General features: G+C 72.3%; 16 protein-coding genes and 1 pseudogene. 10 read left to right on the plus strand and 7 right to left on the minus strand.

From position 1 onward, the window contains the following. Window positions 1-58: 58 nt before the first annotated feature. Complete coding sequence (locus ACFJGV_RS04545; RefSeq protein WP_378147173.1) at window positions 59-685, plus strand: LysE/ArgO family amino acid transporter; 627 nt, start codon at window positions 59-61, stop codon at window positions 683-685. Window positions 686-842: 157 nt separating this feature from the next. Here the strand turns inward: ACFJGV_RS04545 and ACFJGV_RS04550 are convergent, their stop codons facing one another. Together ACFJGV_RS04550 and ACFJGV_RS04555 are read right to left on the minus strand one after the other, a co-directional pair. Further along, a complete protein-coding gene (locus ACFJGV_RS04550) occupies window positions 843-2,243 on the minus strand; it encodes an 8-oxoguanine deaminase (RefSeq protein ID WP_378147175.1) in 1,401 nt (466 codons plus the stop codon). Continuing rightward, window positions 2,240-3,376: an XdhC family protein gene (locus ACFJGV_RS04555; protein ID WP_378147176.1), complete on the minus strand. Its 1,137-nt coding sequence runs from the start codon at window positions 3,374-3,376 to the stop codon at window positions 2,240-2,242. The genes ACFJGV_RS04550 and ACFJGV_RS04555 overlap by 4 nt, the downstream gene beginning before the upstream one ends. 102 nt (window positions 3,377-3,478) lie before the next feature. On the opposite strand from ACFJGV_RS04555, the gene ACFJGV_RS04560 reads away from it, so the two are divergent. Next, window positions 3,479-4,834, plus strand: coding sequence for an amidohydrolase family protein (locus tag ACFJGV_RS04560; RefSeq protein ID WP_378147179.1), 1,356 nt, complete (start codon window positions 3,479-3,481; stop codon window positions 4,832-4,834). Between the two features lie 102 nt (window positions 4,835-4,936). Here the strand turns inward: ACFJGV_RS04560 and ACFJGV_RS04565 are convergent, their stop codons facing one another. Further along, complete coding sequence (locus ACFJGV_RS04565; protein ID WP_378147180.1) at window positions 4,937-5,884, minus strand: PDR/VanB family oxidoreductase; 948 nt, start codon at window positions 5,882-5,884, stop codon at window positions 4,937-4,939. Then, the gene (locus ACFJGV_RS04570; RefSeq protein WP_378148629.1) at window positions 5,881-6,507 is read right to left on the minus strand and encodes a helix-turn-helix domain-containing protein; all 627 of its coding nucleotides are present in this window, start codon (window positions 6,505-6,507) and stop codon (window positions 5,881-5,883) included. Before ACFJGV_RS04570 ends, ACFJGV_RS04565 begins: the two co-directional genes overlap by 4 nt. Before the next feature lie 188 nt (window positions 6,508-6,695). Here ACFJGV_RS04570 and ACFJGV_RS04575 point away from each other — a divergent pair, with 188 nt between their 5' ends. The 7 genes from ACFJGV_RS04575 (at window position 6,696) to ACFJGV_RS04605 (ending at window position 13,697) form a co-directional block, all read left to right on the plus strand. Next, window positions 6,696-7,949, plus strand: a complete 1,254-nt coding sequence (locus ACFJGV_RS04575) for an amidohydrolase family protein (RefSeq protein ID WP_378147182.1) — start codon at window positions 6,696-6,698, stop codon at window positions 7,947-7,949. Window positions 7,950-7,957: 8 nt separating this feature from the next. Beyond that, window positions 7,958-8,728 carry an ABC transporter ATP-binding protein gene (locus tag ACFJGV_RS04580; RefSeq protein WP_378147184.1) on the plus strand — a complete coding sequence of 257 codons (771 nt, stop codon included), beginning with the start codon at window positions 7,958-7,960 and terminating at the stop codon, window positions 8,726-8,728. Between the two features lie 5 nt (window positions 8,729-8,733). After that, window positions 8,734-9,585 (plus strand): ABC transporter permease, encoded by an 852-nt coding sequence (locus ACFJGV_RS04585; RefSeq protein ID WP_378147186.1) that lies wholly within the window; start codon window positions 8,734-8,736, stop codon window positions 9,583-9,585. 144 nt (window positions 9,586-9,729) lie between these two features. Beyond that, the gene (locus tag ACFJGV_RS04590; protein WP_378147187.1) at window positions 9,730-10,911 is read left to right on the plus strand and encodes an ABC transporter substrate-binding protein; all 1,182 of its coding nucleotides are present in this window, start codon (window positions 9,730-9,732) and stop codon (window positions 10,909-10,911) included. Between the two features lie 79 nt (window positions 10,912-10,990). After that, entirely contained in the window at window positions 10,991-12,319 is a 1,329-nt protein-coding gene (locus ACFJGV_RS04595) for an FAD-binding oxidoreductase (RefSeq protein ID WP_378147189.1), read from the plus strand. Further along, window positions 12,316-13,125: a creatininase family protein gene (locus ACFJGV_RS04600; RefSeq protein WP_378147190.1), complete on the plus strand. Its 810-nt coding sequence runs from the start codon at window positions 12,316-12,318 to the stop codon at window positions 13,123-13,125. Before ACFJGV_RS04595 ends, ACFJGV_RS04600 begins: the two co-directional genes overlap by 4 nt. Continuing rightward, entirely contained in the window at window positions 13,122-13,697 is a 576-nt protein-coding gene (locus ACFJGV_RS04605; protein ID WP_378147192.1) for a pyridoxal 5'-phosphate synthase, read from the plus strand. The genes ACFJGV_RS04600 and ACFJGV_RS04605 overlap by 4 nt, the downstream gene beginning before the upstream one ends. 304 nt (window positions 13,698-14,001) lie before the next feature. On the opposite strand, the gene ACFJGV_RS04610 is transcribed toward ACFJGV_RS04605, so the two are convergent. Next, the gene (locus tag ACFJGV_RS04610; RefSeq protein WP_378147193.1) at window positions 14,002-14,295 is read right to left on the minus strand and encodes a DUF4287 domain-containing protein; all 294 of its coding nucleotides are present in this window, start codon (window positions 14,293-14,295) and stop codon (window positions 14,002-14,004) included. Between the two features lie 253 nt (window positions 14,296-14,548). Further along, window positions 14,549-18,544: a GH92 family glycosyl hydrolase gene (locus tag ACFJGV_RS04615; protein ID WP_378147194.1), complete on the minus strand. Its 3,996-nt coding sequence runs from the start codon at window positions 18,542-18,544 to the stop codon at window positions 14,549-14,551. 133 nt (window positions 18,545-18,677) lie between these two features. On the opposite strand from ACFJGV_RS04615, the pseudogene ACFJGV_RS04620 reads away from it, so the two are divergent. Then, window positions 18,678-19,518 (plus strand): annotated as a pseudogene (locus tag ACFJGV_RS04620) (PhzF family phenazine biosynthesis protein). A 177-nt stretch (window positions 19,519-19,695) separates the two neighbouring features. Here ACFJGV_RS04620 and ACFJGV_RS04625 read toward each other — a convergent pair. Next, complete coding sequence (locus ACFJGV_RS04625) at window positions 19,696-20,385, minus strand: hypothetical protein (RefSeq protein WP_378147195.1); 690 nt, start codon at window positions 20,383-20,385, stop codon at window positions 19,696-19,698. Window positions 20,386-20,525 lie beyond the last annotated feature (140 nt).

Consider the following 20,525-nt stretch of genomic DNA (forward strand, 5'->3'; position numbering starts at 1 on the left):
ATGGTTCAGTCAGAAGTGCAGTTGGACGCGCTCATCCAGGAGCGCCTACGGTCGAGACGTGGCCTCCCCTCTTCTCGCCGCCGTCGCCGGGCTCGGCTTCGGGCTCTCGCTCATCGTCGCGATCGGTGCGCAGAACGCGTTCGTGCTGAGGCAGGGGCTGCTGCGCTCGCACGTCGGCGCCGTGGTGATGATCTGCGCCCTGAGCGACACGGCACTCATCGGCGCGGGTGTCGCGGGGATCGGCGTGATCGTCGAGCGGTTCCCTCTCGTGCTCGTCGTCGTGCGGGTGGCGGGTGCGATCTTCCTCGCCGTGTACGGGGTGCTCGCGGCGCGGCGGGCGCTGCGTCCGGCGGTGCTGACGGCGGATGCGCGCCCCGGCCCCGGCAGCCTCTGGGCCGCGGTGCTCACGTGCCTCGCCCTCACGTGGCTGAACCCGCACGTGTACCTCGACACGGTTCTGCTGCTCGGATCCGTCGCGAACACCCACGGCGACGACCGGTGGTGGTTCGCGCTCGGCGCCGCCGCGGGCAGCGTGCTGTGGTTCTCGGCGCTCGGCTACGGCGCACGTCTGCTGCGTCCGGTCTTCGCCCGCCCCCTCGCGTGGCGCATCCTCGACGCCGCGATCGCCCTGGTGATGCTGGCGCTGGCGGTCTCCCTGCTGCTCCCCGTGCTCCTCCCCTCCTGAGTCGAGTGCCCGCGAGCGGCATGACGCCCGACCTGGCGGGAGCGCACCCAGAAAGCGCGGATGCGTGGGCCGCGCAGCCATCGTTTCTGGGTGTGCAGCGAACGATCGCCCGGCGGCACTCGCGCATCCGCCCATCCATCACGTCCCCAGCGCGCGGCTAGCGCCCCCGCAGCACCTCGACGGCGTGGGTGACGCGCGCGGCGACGTCGCGCGAGGACACGCGGGTGAGCTCACCATCGGCGACCACCGCCTCACCGTTCACGTAGAGGCGGCGGAGCGGCGGGAGCGCGCCGAGCGTCAGCGCGGCGACGGGGTCGGCGATGCCGGCGTGCTCCACGTCCGACACGTCCCACACGGCGATGTCGGCCAGCTTCCCCACCTCGAGCGAGCCGATCTCGTCGGCGCGTCCGAGCACGCGCGCGCCGCCCATCGTCGCCATCCGCAGCGCCGTGCGGCCGCTCATCGCCGACGCCCCCGATCGCAGACGTCCGGCGAGGGTCGCCATCCGGATCTCGGTGCCCAGCTGCCCCGACTCGTTCGACGCCGAGCCGTCGACGCCGAGCCCCACCGGCACCCCGGCGGCGAGCAGGTCGGCGACGGGCGCGATGCCCGCGGCGAGGCGCGCGTTCGACGACGGGCAGTGCGCCACGCCCGTGCCCGTGCGGGCGAAGCGGGTGATCGCGTCGTCGTCGAGGTGGACGCAGTGCGCCATCCAGACATCGTCGCCGAGCCAGCCGAGGTCGTCGAGGTAGCGGGTGGGGGTCGTGCCGAAGCGCTCGAGGCAGAAGGCGTCCTCCTCGACGGTCTCGGAGCCGTGGGTGTGCAGCCGCACCCCGAGCTCGCGCCCGAGGACCGCAGCGTCGCGCAGCAGCTCGGGCGTGACCGAGAACGGGGAACAGGGCGCGATGGCGATCCGCACCATCGACGACGGCGACGGGTCGTGCCAGCGGTGCACCGCATCCGCACTCGCCTGCAGCGCGGCGACCGTGGTCTCGACGGCGAAGTCGGGCGGCAGCCCGCCCTGCGAGCGGCCGAGGTCCATCGACCCGCGGGTGGCGTGCAGGCGCACACCCAGCTCGCCCGCGGCCTCGACGATCGAGCCGAGCACGTCGCCGCCGTCCTTCGGGAAGACGTAGTGGTGGTCGCCGACGGTCGTGCATCCGGATCGGGCAGCCACCGCCATCGCGCCGAGCGCTCCGGGGCCGACCGTGTCGGCGGTGATCCGGGCCCACGTGGGATACAGCGCGACGAGCCAGTCGAACAGGATGCTGTCCTGTGCCAGACCGCGGGTGAGCCACTGGTACAGGTGGTGGTGCGTGTTGACGAGGCCCGGTGTGACGAGGCAGCCGGCGGCGTCGAGGCGCTCGACCGAGAGGAAGCCGCCGGCGTCGGGGCGCTGCGGATCGGCACCCTCCCGCGCCCACCCGGGGGCGGGACCGGCGCCCACCGCGGCGATGGTGCCGCCGTCGATCACGACGTGACCATCCGGATGCTCGGTGCCGTCGGCGTCGATCGTCGCGACGTACGCGTGCTCGAGGATCAACCGGTCGGCGGTCATCCGACCCGACCGCGGATCTCCGTCGACCCCGCGTCGGGGAGGTCTGCCGAGTGGCCCCCATGCCCGGTCGCAGGCCGGTGGATCGGACCGCTCGTCTCGCGGAGGGGCGCGGCGCTCGCGCGGGTGCGGCTCTGCAGCACCTCGGCGAGGATCGACACCGCGGTCTCCTCGGGGCTCGAGGCGCCGAGGTCGAGCCCGATCGGCGAGTGCAGTGCCGCGAGCTCGCTGTCGTCGAGGCCCGCCTCGCGCAGTCGTTCCAGGCGCCGTTCGTGGGTGCGGCGGGATCCCATCGCGCCGACGTAGGCCACCGGCAGCCGGAGGGCGAGGGTGAGCAGTGGCACGTCGAACTTGTCGTCGTGGGTCATCACGCAGAGGACGGTGCGCTCGTCGACCTCGGTGTCGGCGAGGTAGTCGCTCGGCCACCGGTTGACGACCTCCGCCTGCGGGAAGCGCGCGGCCGTGGCGAACACGGGGCGTGCATCGCACACGGTGACGCGGTACCCGAGGAGCGCCGCCGCGGAGGCGAGCGCGGCCGAGAAGTCGACCGCCCCGAACACGATCATGCGCGGGGGCGGAGCGCTCGCCAGCAGCAGAAGCTGCACGACCTCGCCGTCGCACTCGACGGCACGGCGTCGGGTGACCCCGTTCGCGCCCGCCGCCTCGACCTCCCGGAGGAGTCGCGGATCCTCGTGCGGGGTGTCGGACGAGAGGATGCGCCCGCCCTCATCGTCGACGACGAGCCCGAGCGATGCCTCTCGCCCCTCTGCCGCTGCCTCGAGCTCGCGCCGAGTCGCGGGGCGGAGGGCATTGCGCAGACCGGGGGCCGCGAACTCATGCACGACGACGCTCAGCCGCCCGCCGCACGCCAGACCGACCGCGAACGCGTCGTCGTCGCTGAACCCGAACTCGCACAGCTCGCTGCGCCCGCTCTCGAGCACTCGCGTGCACGCGTCGTAGACGGCGCCCTCGACGCATCCGCCCGAGATGCTGCCGATGACCGCACCCGAGGAGTCGACGGCCATCGAGGTGCCGAGCGCCCGCGGGGCGCTGCCGTCGACGGCGACCACCGTCGCGACGGCGACGCGCGAGCCCGCGTCGATCGCGGCGAGCAGCCGGGAGGCGAGTTCGAGCATCGGGACCTCCTGTCGTGCCCTCAGCATAGGTGTCGCGTGTGACGCCGACGTTACGGCGCCTCGCGTCATCTGCCCGACACATCCGCTTGCCATGATCGGTGCATGCTCATCCTGCGCGACGCTCAACACGTGTTCACCGGGACCGACCAGGTACCCGCCGACGGCCTCGAGCCGGGCGGCGACGTCGTCGTGGCGGACGGCGTCGTGGTCTCGGTGCCGCACGCGGGTACGACACCGACCACCGGCCGGTCCGACTCGTCGGCCGAGGTGCTGGATGCCTCGGACTGCGTCGTGACGCCGGGCCTCGTCAACGCGCATCACCACCTGCTGCAGAGTGCGTTCCGCACCCTGCCCGGCACCCGCGGAGTCGCGATGCGCGACTGGCTGCCCACGATGGCGGCCGCGTACTCCGCGGTCGGCGTCGATCCGGAGCTCGGCCACGCGGCGGCGCTCACGGGTGTGGCGGAGGGGCTCCTCAGCGGGGTCACCACCGTCGCCGATCACCACCTCACCTGGCCCGCCGCGATGACGACCGACGAGACGGTCGCGCTCGCCGCGGCCACCGCCTCCGCAGCCCGAGAGCTCGGCGGACGGCTCGTCTTCGTGCGCGGGGCGGCGCGCGACGACGCGGCGCAGGCCGCCGAGTCGGCGGACGCCATCGCCCAGGCACTCGCGCCGGCGAGCGGCGGCCTCACCGACGACGGGATGCTGCAGGTCGCCATCGGCCCCGCCGGCGTGCACAGCGACGGGCGCGACACGTTCGAGCGCTTCGCCGAGGTCGCCGCGCGGAGGGGGCTGCGACGGCGCACGCAGGCGAACGAGCAGGTCGACGTGGCGATCGCGCTGGAGCGGTACGGGCGCCGCCCGCTCGACCTCCTCGACGAGTGGGGGTGGCTCGAGGCGGATGTGACGCTCGCCCACCTCTGCGACGTCACGGAGGCGGAGATCGCCCTGCTGGCCGAGCGCGGCGTCACCGCCACACACGCTCCCGGATGCGACCTGCCGATGGGGTGGGGCATCGCGCCCGTGGCTGCCCTGCGGGACGCGGGAGTGGCGGTGGGCCTCGGCACCAGCGGGGGCGGCAGCAACGACGCGGGGCACCTGCTGGCGGATGCGCGCCTCGCGATGCAGGTCGCTCCCCTGGCGGGGCGCCCCCTCGCCGCCCGCGAGGTGCTGTCGATGGCCACGCACGGATCGGCGGCCGGCCTCGGCCGCCCCGAGCTCGGCCTGCTGGCCCCCGGCGCGGCCGCCGACCTCTGCGTCTGGGACGTCGCGGGCGTCGCCGACGCGGGCGTCGCCGACCCCGTCGCGGGCCTCCTCTGGGCGAACCCGGGCAGGCGCCCCCGGCACGTGGTGGTCGCGGGCCGCGTCGTCGTGCGCGACTACGCCCTCGTCGCCGCCGACGAGCGCGCGATCGCCGCCGACCTCGCCGCCCTCCTCACCGCCCGCCGCGCGTAGCCCCGCAGCGCGGTGTCGCGCCCAGTCTGACCTCTCGCAGGGTCATTGACCCCGCGAGACACCACACCACCCGCGAAAGCCGCCCGGCCAGGAGCGGACGGACTACAACTCCAACACGAGACGCGGACACGCAGCGCGGGAGACGCAGATCATCATCACCTCGTTGGCGTCCTGCTCCTCGGGGGTGAGGACGGAGTCGCGGTGGTCGACCTCGCCCTCCACGACGGGGGTCTCGCAGGTGCCGCAGGTGCCCTCGCGGCACGACCACAGCGCGAAGACGCCCTGCTCCTCCACGACGTCGAGGATCGACTTCTCCGGCGGCACCGTCACGGTGATGCCCGACAGCTCGAGCTCGACCTCGAACGCCTCGTGGTACACCGGCTCGGTGACGGCGCGCGCCTCGAACCGCTCGACGTGCAGCGTGTGCGGGGGCCAGCTCGCGGCGCGCGCTTCGAGCGCCTCGATCATCCGCGCGGGCCCGCAACCGTAGACGTGAGCGCCGGCGGGGTCGAGAGCGACGACGTCGAGACGGGCGCCCTCGTCGGCGGCGTGCACGGCGACCCGCGATCCGTACGCCTCGACGAGCTCGTCGACGAACGCCATCGTGGCGCGTGAGCGTCCGGCGTAGTCGAGCGTCCAGGGTGTGCTCGCGGCTTCAGCGGCGCGGATCATGGGCAGGATCGGCGTGATCCCGATCCCGCCCGCGACGAACCGGTACGCCGGGGCCGCATCGAGCTCGAAGTGGTTGAGCGGACCCTTCACGCGGAGCGTCGACCCCGCGCGCACGTGGTCGTGCAGGTGCGCGGATCCGCCCCGACCGTCGGGCTCGCGCAGCACCGCGATGCGGTACCGTGAGCGGTCGGCCGGGTCGCCGCAGAGCGAGTACTGCCGCTCCACGCCGGGCTGCACGACGACGTCGAGGTGCGCGCCGGGCCGCCAGGCGAGCAGTTCGGCGCCACGGGGCGAGGTGAGCTCGAGGAGCACCACCCCCTCGGCGACGGGGCGCGCCTCGGCGACCACGAGGTCGAGCTGGGCGAGCGAGACGCTCATGCGTCGGCCCTCCGCTCCTTGACGATGAACATGCGGTAGCCCTTCCCGTCGGCGGAGCGCCAGCGGTGCAGCGCCCCGCCCACGTAGTGCAGCGAGTCCCCCGGCTCGAGCGTGTGGATCCCCTCGTCGGCCAGGTCGACGGCGACCGTGCCGCTCACGACGTGCAGGAACTCGTCCTCGTCGTGGGTGTAGAACTCGCCGAACTCGAGGTTGTCTCCCCTGAACTCCATCGGGACGAACGGGGTGTCGGCTCGCACCAGGATCCGCGCCTGCCCGCCCCCGAAAGGCCCCTGGACGCCCTCGTGCTCGCGCACCACCGACGATCGCGCCGGCGGGCCCGACGGCAGCTCCTGCTCGGCGGCCCCCGCCATCAGCTCGACCTGGCTCGATCCGAGCGCTCGGGCGATGCGCTCGAGCGACGGCATGCTCGGCCGGGCGTGCCCCCGCTCGAGCTGCGACAGGAACGGATGCGACAGGTCGGACAGCCGCGCCAGCTCGACCAGGGTGAGCCCGCGCGCCTGTCTGAACGAGCGGATGCGCGCGCCCAGGCGCTCGGTCTGCTCGTCGATCGCGACGCTTCCGGTGCTGATGGCGGCTCCCTCCGAGTGGTCTCGCGAGAACAGTAATCACGACACCGCCCAAGCCGGAAATCGGCGTTCCGAGCAATTAATAATGCGAAATCGGCGCGTTACGTATCGGAAACGAAGCGCTCGTAGCGTGGCCCGTGTTGAGGCCATCAACATTCAGCAACGCCGTCGGCGGCCTCCGATCCCTCCCAGAGAACCGCCCGAGCGCAGAGGAGACGCCGCAGATGACCGCTCTCCCCCGCCCGATGCGGCTCCTCGCCGGAGCCCTCCTCCGCGACGGGCGCACGGTCGACGTCGTGCTCGACGGCGACACCGTCGCCGCGGTGCTCCCGGCCGGCACCGCTCCGCGCCCGACCGACGCCGACGCGGTCCTCGACCTCGACGGCTTCCTGCTCCTCCCGGCCCCGGCCGAGCCCCACGCCCACCTCGACAAGGCGCTCTCGTGGGACCTCATCGGCCCGCCGATGGGCGACCTGGGGCTCGCCATCGAGTCGTGGCGCGCGTACTCGGCCGAGATGACGGTCGACTCGATCGCCGACCGCGCCCGCAGCACCGCGCTCGCGATGCTCGCGAACGGCACCACCGCGATCCGCACCCACGTCGACCTCCTCCACGGCGACGCACCGCTCCGCGGGGTGGAGGCGCTCGTCCGGGTGCGGGATGAGCTCGCCGAGATCCTCGATCTCGAGCTCGTCGCCCTCGCCGGCCCCACTGTGCCGGATGCGATCGTCGAGGCCGCGCTCGACGCCGGCATCGACCTCGTCGGCGGCGCTCCTCACCTCGCCGACGATCCCGTCGCCGACCTCCACCGCCTCCTCGCGATCGCCGAGCGCTACGGCGTCGGCGTCGACATGCACACCGACGAGAGCCTCTCGGGCGCGATCACGCTCGACGCCCTCGCGATCGCCGTCCGCGACCGGCCCGCCGGCCGGGTGGCGACCGCCGGGCACTGCGTCCGGCTGGGCACGCTGGAGGCCGCCGACCTCGGCCGGATCATCGACGACGTGGTGGCGTCCGACATCGGCATCGTGACCCTCCCCATCACGAACCTGTACCTGCAGGGCTGGGAGCATCCGACCTCGACGCCCCGCGGGCTCACCGCGGTGCGCGCCCTCCTCGACGCGGGGGTGCGCCTCGGCGCCGGCGCCGACAACGTGCGCGACCCGTTCAACCCGGTGGGCCGAGCAGATGCGCTCGAGACCGCCGTGCTCCTCGTCACCGCCGGGCACCTGACCCTCGACGAGGCCTACGACGCGGTGAGCGTCGGAGCCCGCAGCGTCATGGGCCTGCCCGACGCCGGCATCGTGCCCGGCGCCCGGGCCGAGCTCGTCGCCGTCCGGGGAGTCTCGCTCTCCGATGTCATCGCCACCGCTCCCGCCGACCGCGCCGTCATCCACGCCGGGATGCTCGTCGCCCAGAGCGAGACCGTGCGGCGGATCGCCGTCCCCGCCCCACGATCCCTAGTCGAAACGAGGTGAGAAGCTCCATGTCCATCGCTACGCAGACGCTTCCCGAGACCACCACCGACACGCTGCTGTCGTTCGAGAACGTCGAGATGACGTTCCCCAACGGCACGGTCGCCCTCTCCGGCGTCGACCTCACGGTCAAGCGCGGGGAGTTCGTCACGGTCGTCGGCCCGTCGGGATGCGGGAAGTCGACCCTCCTCCGGATCGCGTCGGGCCTCGAGAAGGCCTCCGACGGATCCGTCGAGATCGACACCAGCCGCATCGGCTACGTCTTCCAGGATGCGACGCTGCTGCCCTGGCGCGACGTGCAGTCGAACGTCGAGCTGCTCGCCGAGCTCAACGGCATCGGCAGGAAGGAGCGCGCCGCGCAGGCTGCGCAGGCCATCGAGCTCGTGGGCCTCAAGGGCTTCGAGAAGAACCTGCCGCGGATGCTCTCCGGCGGCATGAAGATGCGCACCTCGCTCGCGCGGTCGCTGACCCTGAACCCCGAGCTGTTCCTGTTCGACGAGCCCTTCGGCGCGCTCGACGAGATCACCCGCGAGCGCCTCAACGACGAGCTCATCCGCCTCTTCGACGAACAGAAGTTCGCCGGGCTCTTCATCACCCACTCCGTCGCCGAGGCCGTCTACCTCTCCACCCGCGTCATCGTGATGTCCGGTCGCCCGGGGAGGATCGTCGACGAGTTCGAGGTGGACTTCCCGTTCCCGCGCGACCCCGACATCCGCTTCACCGCCGAGTTCGCCGAGCTCTCCGGCAAGGTCTCCCACGCACTCCGAGAAGGACACCGGTAAGCACCATGACGACGACCCCTCCCGCTCCCCCGAAGAACCGGACGCTGACGCAGCCGGCCACCGTCCGGAAGGCGAAGAGCCCGCTCGCGACGTACGGTCCGCCGATCCTCGTGGCGCTCGGCATCATCGCGGTCTGGTACTTCGTCTCCTACGTGGTGCTCGACGCGCAGCGCCGCTTCCTGCTCCCACCGCCGCACGAGCTGTTCACGCAGGCCTTCTTCAAGGGCGACGTCATCAGCGACATCATGGTCGCGCTCGGACGCACCGCGATCGTCGCGCTGGTCGGCCTCGCGATCGCCATCGTGATCGGCGTGCTCTGGGCCATCGCGATGAGCCAGGCCCGGTGGGTCGAGCGGTCGCTCTTCCCCTACGCCGTCATCCTGCAGTGCATCCCGATCCTCGCGCTCGTGCCCCTCATCGGGTTCTGGTTCGGGTTCGACTACCCCGCCCGCATCATCGTCTGCGTGCTGATCTCGCTCTTCCCGATGGTGTCGAACACGCTGTTCGGTCTCCAGTCGGTCGACAAGGGCCAGCGGGAGCTGTTCCAGCTCCAGAAGGCGTCGCGCTGGACCGTGCTCACCAAGCTCGAGATGCCCGCGGCACTCCCCGCGATCTTCGCCGGGATGCGGATCTCCGCGGGCCTGTCGGTGATCGGCGCGATCGTCGGCGACTACTTCTTCCGCCGCGGCGAGCCGGGCCTCGGCTCGCTCATCTCGAACTACCAGTCCCGCGTCCAGTCGGCCGAGCTGTTCGCCGCCATCATCGTCGCCTGCCTCTTCGGCGTGCTGATCTTCGCCCTGTTCGGCTGGATCGGCAAGCGCGTCGTCGGCCGCTGGTACGACTTCTCCGCCAACTGACCCCACTTCCCGATCCGTCACTTTCGGCTAGTCCGGGACGTCCGCACTGTCGGAAAGTGGCGGATCAGGATCGACCGCACCACCCCGCACCACCCGCACCACCGCTCCACCTCCCTGCACCACACGCACACTCGAGGAGTAGTCATGCGCAGCACCCGATCCAGACTGGTCGTCGCGGCCGGTCTCGCCGCCGCCACGGCGGTCGCCCTGTCCGCCTGTTCGAGCGGAGCCAGCTCGACCGAGAACACGGCCGCCGCCGATCTCACCGTCGGCTCGGTCGACCTGGCCGCCGCCGGCTGCCCGGCGGACGTCGTCATCCAGACCGACTGGAACCCCGAGGCAGAGCACGGCCACCTGTACCAGATGCTCGGCCCCGGCTACACGGTGGACGCGGAGAACAAGTCCGTCTCCGGCCCTCTCATGTCGAAGGGCGAGTACACGGGCGTGAACGTCGAGATCCGCTCCGGCGGTCCGGCGATCGGCTTCCAGCAGGTCTCCACCCAGATGTACACCGACCAGGACATCATGCTCGGCTACGTCACCACCGACGAGTCGGTGCTGCTCTCCGAGAGCGCCCCGACCACCGCCGTGTTCGCGCCCCTCGACATCAGCCCGCTGATGATCATGTGGGACCCGGCCACCTACCCCGACGCGAAGACCGTCCAGGACGTCGTCGCGAAGGGCGCCGTGGTCAGGTACTTCGGCGGATCCGCGTACATGGAGTACCTCAACTCCGTCGGCACCGTCCCCGCCGCGCAGTCCGACGGCAGCTACGACGGCGCCCCGGCCTCCTTCGTCGCCGCCGGCGGCAAGGATGCGCAGCAGGGCTTCGCGTCGGCCGAGCCGTACATCTACCAGAACGAGGTCGAGAGCTGGATGAAGCCCGTCAAGTACGAGCTCGTCAACGACCTCGGCTACGAGGCGTACCAGTCGGCGATGGTCGTGCGCTCGGGTGACCTCGAGAAGGACAGCGACTGCCTCAAGTCGCTCGTGCCCGTGCTGCAGCAGGCGGAGGTCGACTACTTCGCCGACCCGGCGCCGGTGAACACGATGATCCTCGACCTGGTCAAGCAGTTCGACACCGGCTGGGTCTACTCGCAGGGTGTGGCCGACTACTCGGTCAAGACCATGATCGACGAGGGCATCGTCGGCAACGGCCCGAACAGCACCCTCGGCGACTTCGACGACGCCCGCATGAAGACCTTCTACGACGCCGTGTCGCCGGTCTTCGAGAACCTCGGCACCCCGCCCGCCCAGGGGCTCACGGTGAACGACATCTACACCAACGAGTTCATCGACACCTCGATCGGCCTCCCGGCCAAGTGATCCCCGATCCGTCATCTCCCGCCGCGCGGCTCACGTCGCCGGCGGGAGGTGACGGATCTCGTCTGAGAAGGACCGCACCATGAGCACCTCCCCCGATCGGATCGCCGCGCTGGCCGCCGAGCTCTCCGCTCTCCTCGGCGACCGAGGCGTCACCACCGACCTCCGCGGCCGCGAGAAGGCCTCGGTCGACGGCGCGCGGATGTCCCCCATCCTCGCCGAGCAGCTGCCGCTGGGGCTCGCCGACCTCGTCGCGTTCCCGCAGAACGCCGAGCAGATCGCGGAGGTGGTCGCCGCCGCCGTGCGTCACGGCGTGCCGGTCACCCCTCGCGGCAAGGGCACGGGCAACTACGGGCAGGCGATCCCGATGCCCGACGGGCTGGTGCTCGACATGTCGAAGGCCCGCGCGGTCGTCGAGGTGGGCGACGGGTACATCACCGCCGAGGCGGGCACCCCCATGGTGGTGCTCGAGAACGCGGCCCGCGAGACCGGGCAGCAGATCCTCATGTACCCGTCGACCGCGCAGTCGTCGCTCGGCGGGTTCCTGTCGGGCGGATCCGGGGGCACCGGCTCGATCAAGCACGGCAGCAACTCGAACGGCTACTTCGTCAAGGCTCTCGACGTGGTGTTCGCCTCGCCCGAGGCGGCGCTCGTGCACGTCGAGGGCGAGGACGCTCAGCCCTACGTGCACACGTACGGGACGGCGGGGATCATCGCCCGCGCCACCATCGCGCTCGAGCCGATGCAGGACTGGCGGGGCTTCTACGCGAGCTTCCCGACCTTCGAGGCGGCGACCGGCGTCATCCGACAGATCGGGCGACTCGAACCCACGCCGCGACTGGTATCAGCCGATCGGGAGACCATCGTCAACGCCCTGCCCGACGATCCCGCCATCGTGAAGGATCGTGCCTCGCTGCGCGCCATCCTCGACGTCGCCACCCTCGAGGCCGCGACCGCGCTCGTCGAGGGTGCGGGCGGACGGGTCGAGGACGTCCGCGAGGGCCCGCAGCACACGGTGCGCATCTCGATGCTCTCGTACAACCACCCCATCGAGTGGCTGCAGAAGAGCGACCCTGGTGTGTACTTCCACGTCGAGGTGTCGGGCGACGCCCTCGTCGACCGCCTCGACGAGGTGCAGTCCGTCTACCCCGGCGCGCTCCTCCACATCGAAGCACAGCACGACCGCCCGATCGGGATGCTCGCGGCGCCGTACGTCAGCGCCGAGGAGGTGTACGCCGGCTACGACCGGCTCGTCGCGCTGAATGTGGGCTACCACAGCCCGCACCAGTGGTTCGTCGACCACCATCCCGACCGCACGCGAGAGGTGGCGGCGACCACTGATCCGGAGGGGCTGCTCAACCCCGGGAAGCTCGTCGCGGCCACCGCGCCGACCGGGGCGAAGGTCTCGTGAGCGCGTCCGCCTCCGGCTCCGGCCCCGCGTCTCGCAGGCTGGTCGAGCTCTCCGGTCCGGCGGCGACCGCCGCGCTGTCTCCCGACTCGGTCATCGTCCTGCCGACCGGCGCCGTCGAGCATCACGGCCCCCACCTGCCACTGATGACCGACCTGCTGCTCGCCGACTCGATAGCGAACGCCGCCGTCGAGGCCGCGGCGACGGAGGGGCAGGACGTGTGGATCCTCCCCGCCCTGGCGTACACGAAGTCCGACGAGCACCACTGGGCGCCCGGCACGATGTGGCTGTCGTGGGACACCCTCATGCGCACCGTCGTCGACCTCGGCCGTTCGATCAGCGCGATGCCCGCCCGCAAGCTCGTGTTCTTCAACGGGCACGGCGGCAACCTGGCCCTCCTGCAGGTCGCGTGCCGTGAGCTGCGGCGGCTCTACGGCCTCGAGACCTTCCTCATGGGCGCGTCGGTGCCCGCCGGCGCCCACGACGACGACGCCCCGGAGGAGTTCGGGCTCGGCATCCACGGCGGACACGCGGAGACCTCGCTCGTCATGCACGTGCGCCCCGACCTCGTCGACCTGTCGGTCGCCGAGCGGAGCGTGCCCGAGCACCTCGCCGGATACGAGCACATCGGCTTCAAGAAGCGGGTCACGTTCGGCTGGCTGTCGAACGACTTCGGCACCAACGGCACCGTCGGCGATCCCACCCGCGCGAACGCCGCCTACGGAGCTCAGCTCTTCGAGAACGCCGTCTCGGAGGCGGTGGCCGCGTTCGCGGAGGTCGCACGCTTCAGCGCGGACGGCTCGCGATGAGCCCCGCGCTCCCGGCCTCGGCGATCGCGCTGCTGGAGGAGTGGCTGCCTGCGAACTCCTCGCCCGCGCGTCCGCTGATGACGCTCTCCACGATCGGGCTCGACGGGTATCCGGATGCGCGCACCGTCCTGCTCTCGGAGTGGGACGAGAGCGGCTTCTTCCTGCACACGGACTCGCGATCGCGCAAGGCGCAGCAGCTCGACGCCGACCCGCGCGCCTCCCTCACGCTGGTCTGGCCCGAGCACAAGCGGCAGCTGGTGATGCAGGGTGACGCGTCGCCCGCATCCGCCGACGAGCAGACGCGGGCGTACCGCCACCGCTCGCGCTACCTGCAGCTGCTGGCGTGGCTCAATGACCCCGCCTTCGCCGCATTGCCCGAGCCGGACCGCGTGGCCCGCTGGGCCGCGTTCGATGCGGCGAACCCGTCGCTCTCGGCGCCGGACACCTGGCGCGGCTACCGCGTGGCGCCGGTGCGCCTCACCTTCTGGGAGGGTCGCGACGACGCCGCCTCCCGCCGCCGCGAGTTCACGCTCGCGTCGTCCGGCTGGCAGGAGTCTCTCCTCCCGGGCTGACCCCGCCCCCGCCCCGCCCCGGGTGCGCGAGCACACCCGGAAAGAGCGCTTGCACGGCGCGCCCAGCCGCGGAAACTGGGTCCGCTCGGAGATGCCCCGCGCCCACCGGCCCCGCCCGCCGCGGGCCCCGCCGCCCCGCCCCGGGGGCGCGAGCACACCCGGAAAGAGCGGTTGCGCGGGGCGACCAGCCGCGGAAACTGGGTGCGCTCGCCCGCTCGCGGAGCGAGCGGCGCGGGTCAGGAGCCGGACGGCGTCAGGAGGAGCGGACGGCGAAAGGAGCGGACGGCGAAAGGAGCGGACGGCGTCAGGCGTGGCGGGCGGCGACGCCGTCGAGGCGGAGCACCGCCGACTCGTCGCGGTGTGCGCCCGCGGCGCCGACGTGCTTCTCCGGGACCGCACCCCCGGGCCCCTTCTTGAGCACGCCGTAGAGCGCCATCGCGTGGCCGCGGCCCACGCCGTAGTCGTCGCGGAGCCACTCCACGACCTCGCCCGCCTTCGTGTCGGGGCCGAAGCCGCGGGAGGCGGCCTCATCGAGCAGCTCCTGGGGCGTCTTGCCCGTCTTCGCCTCGATCGCGTCGAGGTACGCCTGGTACGACATGCCCCGACCCTACCGGCACCCCACCCGGACGTCGATGGCGGAGGGAGTTCCGCCGGCCGAGCCCGCGGTGGCCGCGAAAAGGTCGCGTGAGAACGACGATGGGCCCGTATACGGCTCATCTGCGCTCTCATGCGACCTTTCGACGGTCACCCCGCCCCGGGCGGCGCGCGACGCAGCGCCGGGCGAGCTGCGTCGGCGGGAATGGGCACCGCCGCCGGCCCGTGGTGGGGACCGGCGGCGGTGGGTCGGGAGGCTACGACGCGCGGCGGCGGCGCAGCAGCATCAGGGCGAGACCGGCCAGCCCGGCGAGGAGGGCGAGCGCCGCCGCGCCCGGCACATACGTCGGGGCGCCCGTGGCGGCGAGCGAGCCGTCCGAGCCGGTCCCCGCGGGAGCCGCTCCGGATCCGGAGCCGCCCGCGCCAGGTCCACCGGACCCGGGCCCACCCGAGCCGGGGTCACCCGCCCCGGGCCCACCCGTCCCCGGGTCGGCCTGCACCACGGCGACCGTGACGGTCGCGGTCGCCTGCACGCCATCGGCGTCCGTCACGGTGACCACGGCCGCGTAGTCGCCCACCGACGCGTAGGTGTGGGTCGCGCTCACCGAGTAGACGTCTCCGTCGGCGAGCGCCTGAGCACCGGATCCCGGGCCCGGCGTCACGGCCGCCGCACCCACGCCCGTGCCGTCACCCCAGTCCACGGTCGCCGTGTACTCGTCAGCGCCCGCCCCGGCGCCGCCGGTGACCGTCGCGAGCGTCGCGTCGAGCGACGCGCCCGCGGTGGCCGAGAGCCCGGCCGCCGGGGTGACCGCGAGCGGAGAGAACTGCTGCGTCAGCCGCAGATCGTCCACCCATCCGCGGAGGTAGCCGTTGTCGTCCGCGGTGGCGTAGTGCTCGCCGGTCGCGAAGTGCAGCACGACCTGGTCGATGGCCTTTCCGTCGACCGCGTCGGGGAGCACGACGGAGACGTCGTTCCACGCGTCCGTCGTCAGCACGCCGCCCTGCGCGACCGGATCGAGGGTGGCCCCGTTCGAGGCGGTGGCGCCGCTGTCGCTGAGGCGCGTCCCGTCGGTGAAGAGGAGGTCGACCGAGACGTACTGGCTCGCATCCTGCACGAGACCCGCGATGGCGGTGGTCTCGGCCTGCGGGTACACCGACCAGCTCAGGGTCGAGCCGGCCTGCGCGCGGAGGTCGTCGACGTCGAGCAGCTGCGTCGTCGCGCTCGCGTCGGGCTCGACGGCCCGGCCCGAGTAGACGATGGAGTAGCCGCCCGTGTGCGCCTTCTCCTGATGGAGCTTCGTCTCGGGGCCGCCGATGCCGCAGCAGTACTCGCTCCAGCCGTTCTGGTCGATCACGGTGTTGTCGGTAGGGCGCGCCTGCCCGTCCTCGAAGCTCGTGTCGATCACCGGGGTGCCCTGCTCGTGCACCGAGACGTTCACCACGGCATCCGGCAGCGCCGACCCGTTCGCGGTGAAGTGCACCCGCACCGGATACGTGCCGGCGGCGAGGTCGGATGCAGCCCGCAGCACGACCGGCGCGGTCGCGGTGCCGTTCGCATCGAACACGAAGCTCCCGGACGGGACGTCCGCGGTGAGCCCCGCGGGCGCGTCGATGGAGAACCCGGCGTCGACGGTCGCGCTACCGAACCGCTGTGCGCGGACCGTGATCGGGGAGGTGGTGCCTCCGCGGACCGCGTCGGCCGTAGGGTCGACGCTCGCCAGCACGGGACGCTCGCCGTCGCGGACCGACGGGGGCGCATCCGCGGCCGCCGTGCCCCACGCGGTGTTCGGCGTGCTGCCGAGGGTGTAATCGACGACGGTGTCGTGCGAGATGGCATCAGCCGGCAACCAGGTCGCTGTCTGCGCCTGTCCGTCGACGCTCATCGACTGGATGTACTGGTTCTCGATGCTCGCCTCGGGGGCCGAGATGGTGATGGTCTCGCCGCTGGCGCGGTGGACGACCGTGTCGGTGAACAGCGGTGCCGCCACCGTCAGCTCGGAGCGCGAGGGGTTCTCGGGGTACAGGCCCATCGCCGCGAACACGAGCCACGACGACATCTCGCCGAGGTCGTCGTTGCCGGGGATGCCGTCGGGTCCGTTCGGCAGACCGTCCTTCGTGTCGAGCCAGAGCTGCTGGATCGTGGCGCGCACGGTCTCCTGCGTCTTCCACGGGGTGCCGGCGTAGTTGTAGAGCCAGGGCGCGCCGATGGAGGGCTCGTTGTCGACGTTCGAGTGCAGGTTGGTGTCCCACGAGCCGCCCGCCAGGGTCCACTCGTTCGGGATGCCGTCGCCGTCCTCGTCCCCCACCTCGTGGAAGAACGCGTCGAGCCGGGCCTCGGCCGCGGCGTTGCCGCCCATCGCCTCGAACAGGCCCGCAGGATCGTGCTGCACCATCCACGTGTACTGGGCGCTGGTGCCCTCGACGAAGCCGTTGCTGGACGCCGGGTCGAAGCCGGTGGTCCAGCTGCCGTCGGCGTTGCGGCCCTGGATGTAGCCCCCCGCCGGAGTCGCGGCGAGGTTGAACTGGTTCTGCCAGGACTGCGACCGGGCGACGAAGGTGTCGTGGTCGCCGGCGTAGCCGAGACGGTCGGCGAGGCTGGCGAGCCCGTAGTCGGCCGCCGCCATCTCGAGCGTCTCGTTCGGGCAGCCCCAGGCGTTGCACCCCTCCGGGTAGTAGCCGTACTGCAGGAACTGGTCGAGCGACGGACGCTGCCCGACCACGGCGATGTTCCATCCCGCCCGGGAGAGGTCGTTCTCGGTCGGCACGGTGGCCGCGGTCTTCAGCGACTGGTAGGCGCGGTCGACGTCGAAGTCGTCGCCGCCGAACGCGACGATCCCGGCCAGCGCGACCGCCGACGGGTCGCCCACCATGACGTGGGTGCCGCCGGAGTTGTGCGTCCAGCGGTCCCACTCCCCGCCGTTCTGGTCAGCCTGGTTGAGGAGCGACGCGGCGATGTCGCTTCCCCGCTTCGGGTCGAGCAGCGTCACGAGCTGCACCTGCGAGCGGTAGACGTCCCAGCCCGAGAAGGTGGCGTACTGCGCATCCTGCCCCTCGGGCACCTGGTGCGTGGCGAGGTCGAAGCCGGTGTACTCGCCGTTGACGTCGCTCGTCACGTTCGGGTGCAGGAGCGCGTGGTAGAGCGCGGTGTAGAAGGTGGTGCGCTCGTCGTCGGTGCCGCCGCCGGTCTGGATGCGGTCGAGCTGCTCGTTCCAGTCGGCGCGCGTCTGGTCGCGCACCTGCTCGAGTGTCGTGCCCGCCGGGTTCTCGGCGGCGAGGTTCTGCTGGGCGTTCGCGAGGCTCACGTAGGAGATGCCCACACGCGCGTTGACCGCAGTGCCCGCGGAGGTGTCGAACCCGACGTAGGCGCCCGAGCCCTTGCCCGCCGGCGGGTAGCCGCCGGGGTACGTGGTGCCGCCCTCCGCATCCGTGGTGCCGGGGCGGAGCTCATCGTCCTGCCAGGTGCCGACGCTCGCGAAGGGGGTGTCGAACTGCACGGTGAAGTAGACGGTGTAGTAGCTCTTCTGCAGGATGCCGTCGCCGGTGAATCCGCCGCAGAAGTTGCCGCTCGTCACCGATCCGGAGACGGTGTTCGTGGCCTGGTCGATGTGCACGTCGGCGTCGCTCGATCCGACGAGCGAGTCGGAGGTGCGGATGAGCATCGAGGCGGGGGCACCGTCGGGGTAGGTGAAGCGTCCCGAGCCGGTGCGGGTGGTGGCGCCGAGGTCGACCTGGACGCCGTTGTCGAGGTCGACGGAGTAGCTCCCCGGCGAGGCCTGCTCGTTGTCGTGCGAGAAGGTGCTCTGGAACGGGCTGCCCGCCGCGTCGGCCGCCGACGGCGAGACGTTGATCGCGCCGCTCACGGGCATGAAGGGGAGGTCGCCCGACAGGCCCGCACATCCGGCGCCCGAGACGTGCGTGAGGCCGAACCCGCGGATGATGTCGCGGCTGTAGTCGTAGCCGCTCGGCGAGGCGCTGCGCAGAGTGCCGTCGCCGGCGACCGTGCTCTGATCGGGGCTCCAGGCGAGCATCCCGAACGGTGCGACCGCGCCGGGATACGTGTTGCCCGCGTTCGAGCTCCCGACCAGCGGGTCGACGTACTGGGCGGGGTCGCTGACGATCGGATTCGTCGCGGCCTGCGCGGCGGCCTGGGCGATCCCTCCCCCGGTGACGGTGAGGGTGGCCGCGAGGGCCGAGGTGGCGACGGCGGCGAGTGCTGCACGCAGCGGGCGGCCGTGGGTGGTGCGAGATGTCACGTAGGTACTCCGATGGACCTGGGATTGTTCCGCCATGAAACCATCCGTGTGACAACGTTGTCAACCCTGAATGAGGTACACGACTTCTCGACGCTGGCTCACCTCCGCGTCGGTGTCGCGCTAGCCTCGCAGCATGCCCCGCCCCCGCTCCTTCGCCCAGGTCGACGTGTTCTCGGCGCAGCCGCTGCGGGGCAACCCCGTGGCCGTCGTCCTCGACGGGGCTGACCTGTCCGACGACGAGATGCAGAGGTTCGCCCACTGGACGAACCTCTCGGAGACGACGTTCCTCCTGCCGCCGACCGACCCCGCCGCCGACTACCAACTGCGCATCTTCACGCCCGGCCGCGAGCTGCCGTTCGCCGGACACCCCACGCTCGGCAGCGCCCGCGCCTGGCTCGACGGCGGCGGATCGCCGCGGCATCCGGGGGGCGATCGTTCAGGAGTGCGGGGCGGGCCTCGTGCGCGTCCGGCTCGAGGGCGACACGCTGTCGTTCGCGGCGCCGCCCACCGTGCGTACGGGGCCGGTCGACGCGGAGATGCTCGCGCGCGTGGTCGAGGCCCTGGGCGTCGCGACCGACGACGTGGTCGCACACCAGTGGGTCGACAACGGGCCGGGGTGGCTCGCGATCCAGCTCCCCTCCGCAGAGCACGTCCTCGCGCTCGAGCCGCAGCTCGCGCTCATCCCCGACGCGAAGGTCGGCGTGATCGGCGCCTACCCACCCGGATCTCCCGAGGCGTTCGAGGTGCGCGCCTTCGCCGCGACCCTCGGTGCGGGCGAGGACCCGGTCACCGGCAGCCTCAACGCGAGCATGGCCCAGTGGCTGCTGCGGACGGGTGCGATGTCGGGCCGCTGGACCGTCTCGCAGGGCACGCGCCTCGGCCGCGCGGGCCGCGTCTCGATCACCCCCGAGGGCGACGACCTCTGGGTGGGCGGCGCGTGCACCACCGTCCTCCAAGGCACCGCCCTCCTCTGAGCCCGCCCGCAGGCCGCGCCCGCTCGCCGCACCAGCACCCGCCCGCACCAGCACCCGCCCGCCGGCCTGAGCCGACTCCGGAGGTCCGGCCCCATCAGAGGCAACTCCGGACTCTTGACGGCGGGTCGCCGCGAAAGTCCGGAGTTGGCCCCCCGCACTGACGCCCGGACGGGTTGGTCAGTCGGCGAGCGCGGCGGACTGGGCGTCGAGGACGGTGAGGAGCGCGGCCTGCGCGTCCTCCGCCTCCGCGGCCGTCACGCCGTTCGCGACGTACGTCTGCACGACGACCCAGCGGTCGCCTGCGTCGGTCCACCATGTCGACCGCACGTCGTCGGCGTCGGGCTGCGTGGGGCCGCTGACCCCGTTCCATCCCGCGTGCGAGACCGCGGTCCACGCCGGGTCGGATGCGGTGCACGCGGCCACCTCGGCGTCGAGCGCGGCGAGGGGGTCGGCGGCGACCCCGTCCTCGTCGTCCCCGATGAGGGCGATGCCCACCGATGCCTCGAGCCGGTCCGGCTCAGCGGACACACCCAGGTCGATCGTCTGGATGTCCTCCTGCACGTGAGACCAGGCACCCCACCACGCATCCCGTCGGGCGGCGTCGCACTCCGCCGAGGAGGCCCACTCCGGGGTGTTCACGATGAAGGTGTACGTCGACGGCCGCCAGGCGCGCCCATCGGCGGCGCACAGCTGCTCGGGTGTGACGAGGCCGGCGACGTCCGCCGCCGGAGACGGCGGACACGCCTTCGTCGCCGCGGGAGCCGTGCCGGAGGGAGCGTCCGCCGCGCATCCGGTCAGCGCGAGACACCCGGCGAGCCCCGCCGCGACGCCCAGCACGCCCGCCCACCCCGCTCTCCGCATCCTCATGACCGCACCCTGCCATGAATCGCGGTGTCGCGCCCTGTCTGGCCTCTCGCGGGGTCACTGGCCCAGCGAAAGGCCACACAGGCAGCGAAACCCGGCAGGCAGCGGAAGCCGGCGGGCGGCCGGGCCCAGGAGGAAGACCC

This window comes from Cnuibacter sp. UC19_7, assembly GCF_042699995.1.
Taxonomy (GTDB): domain Bacteria; phylum Actinomycetota; class Actinomycetes; order Actinomycetales; family Microbacteriaceae; genus Cnuibacter.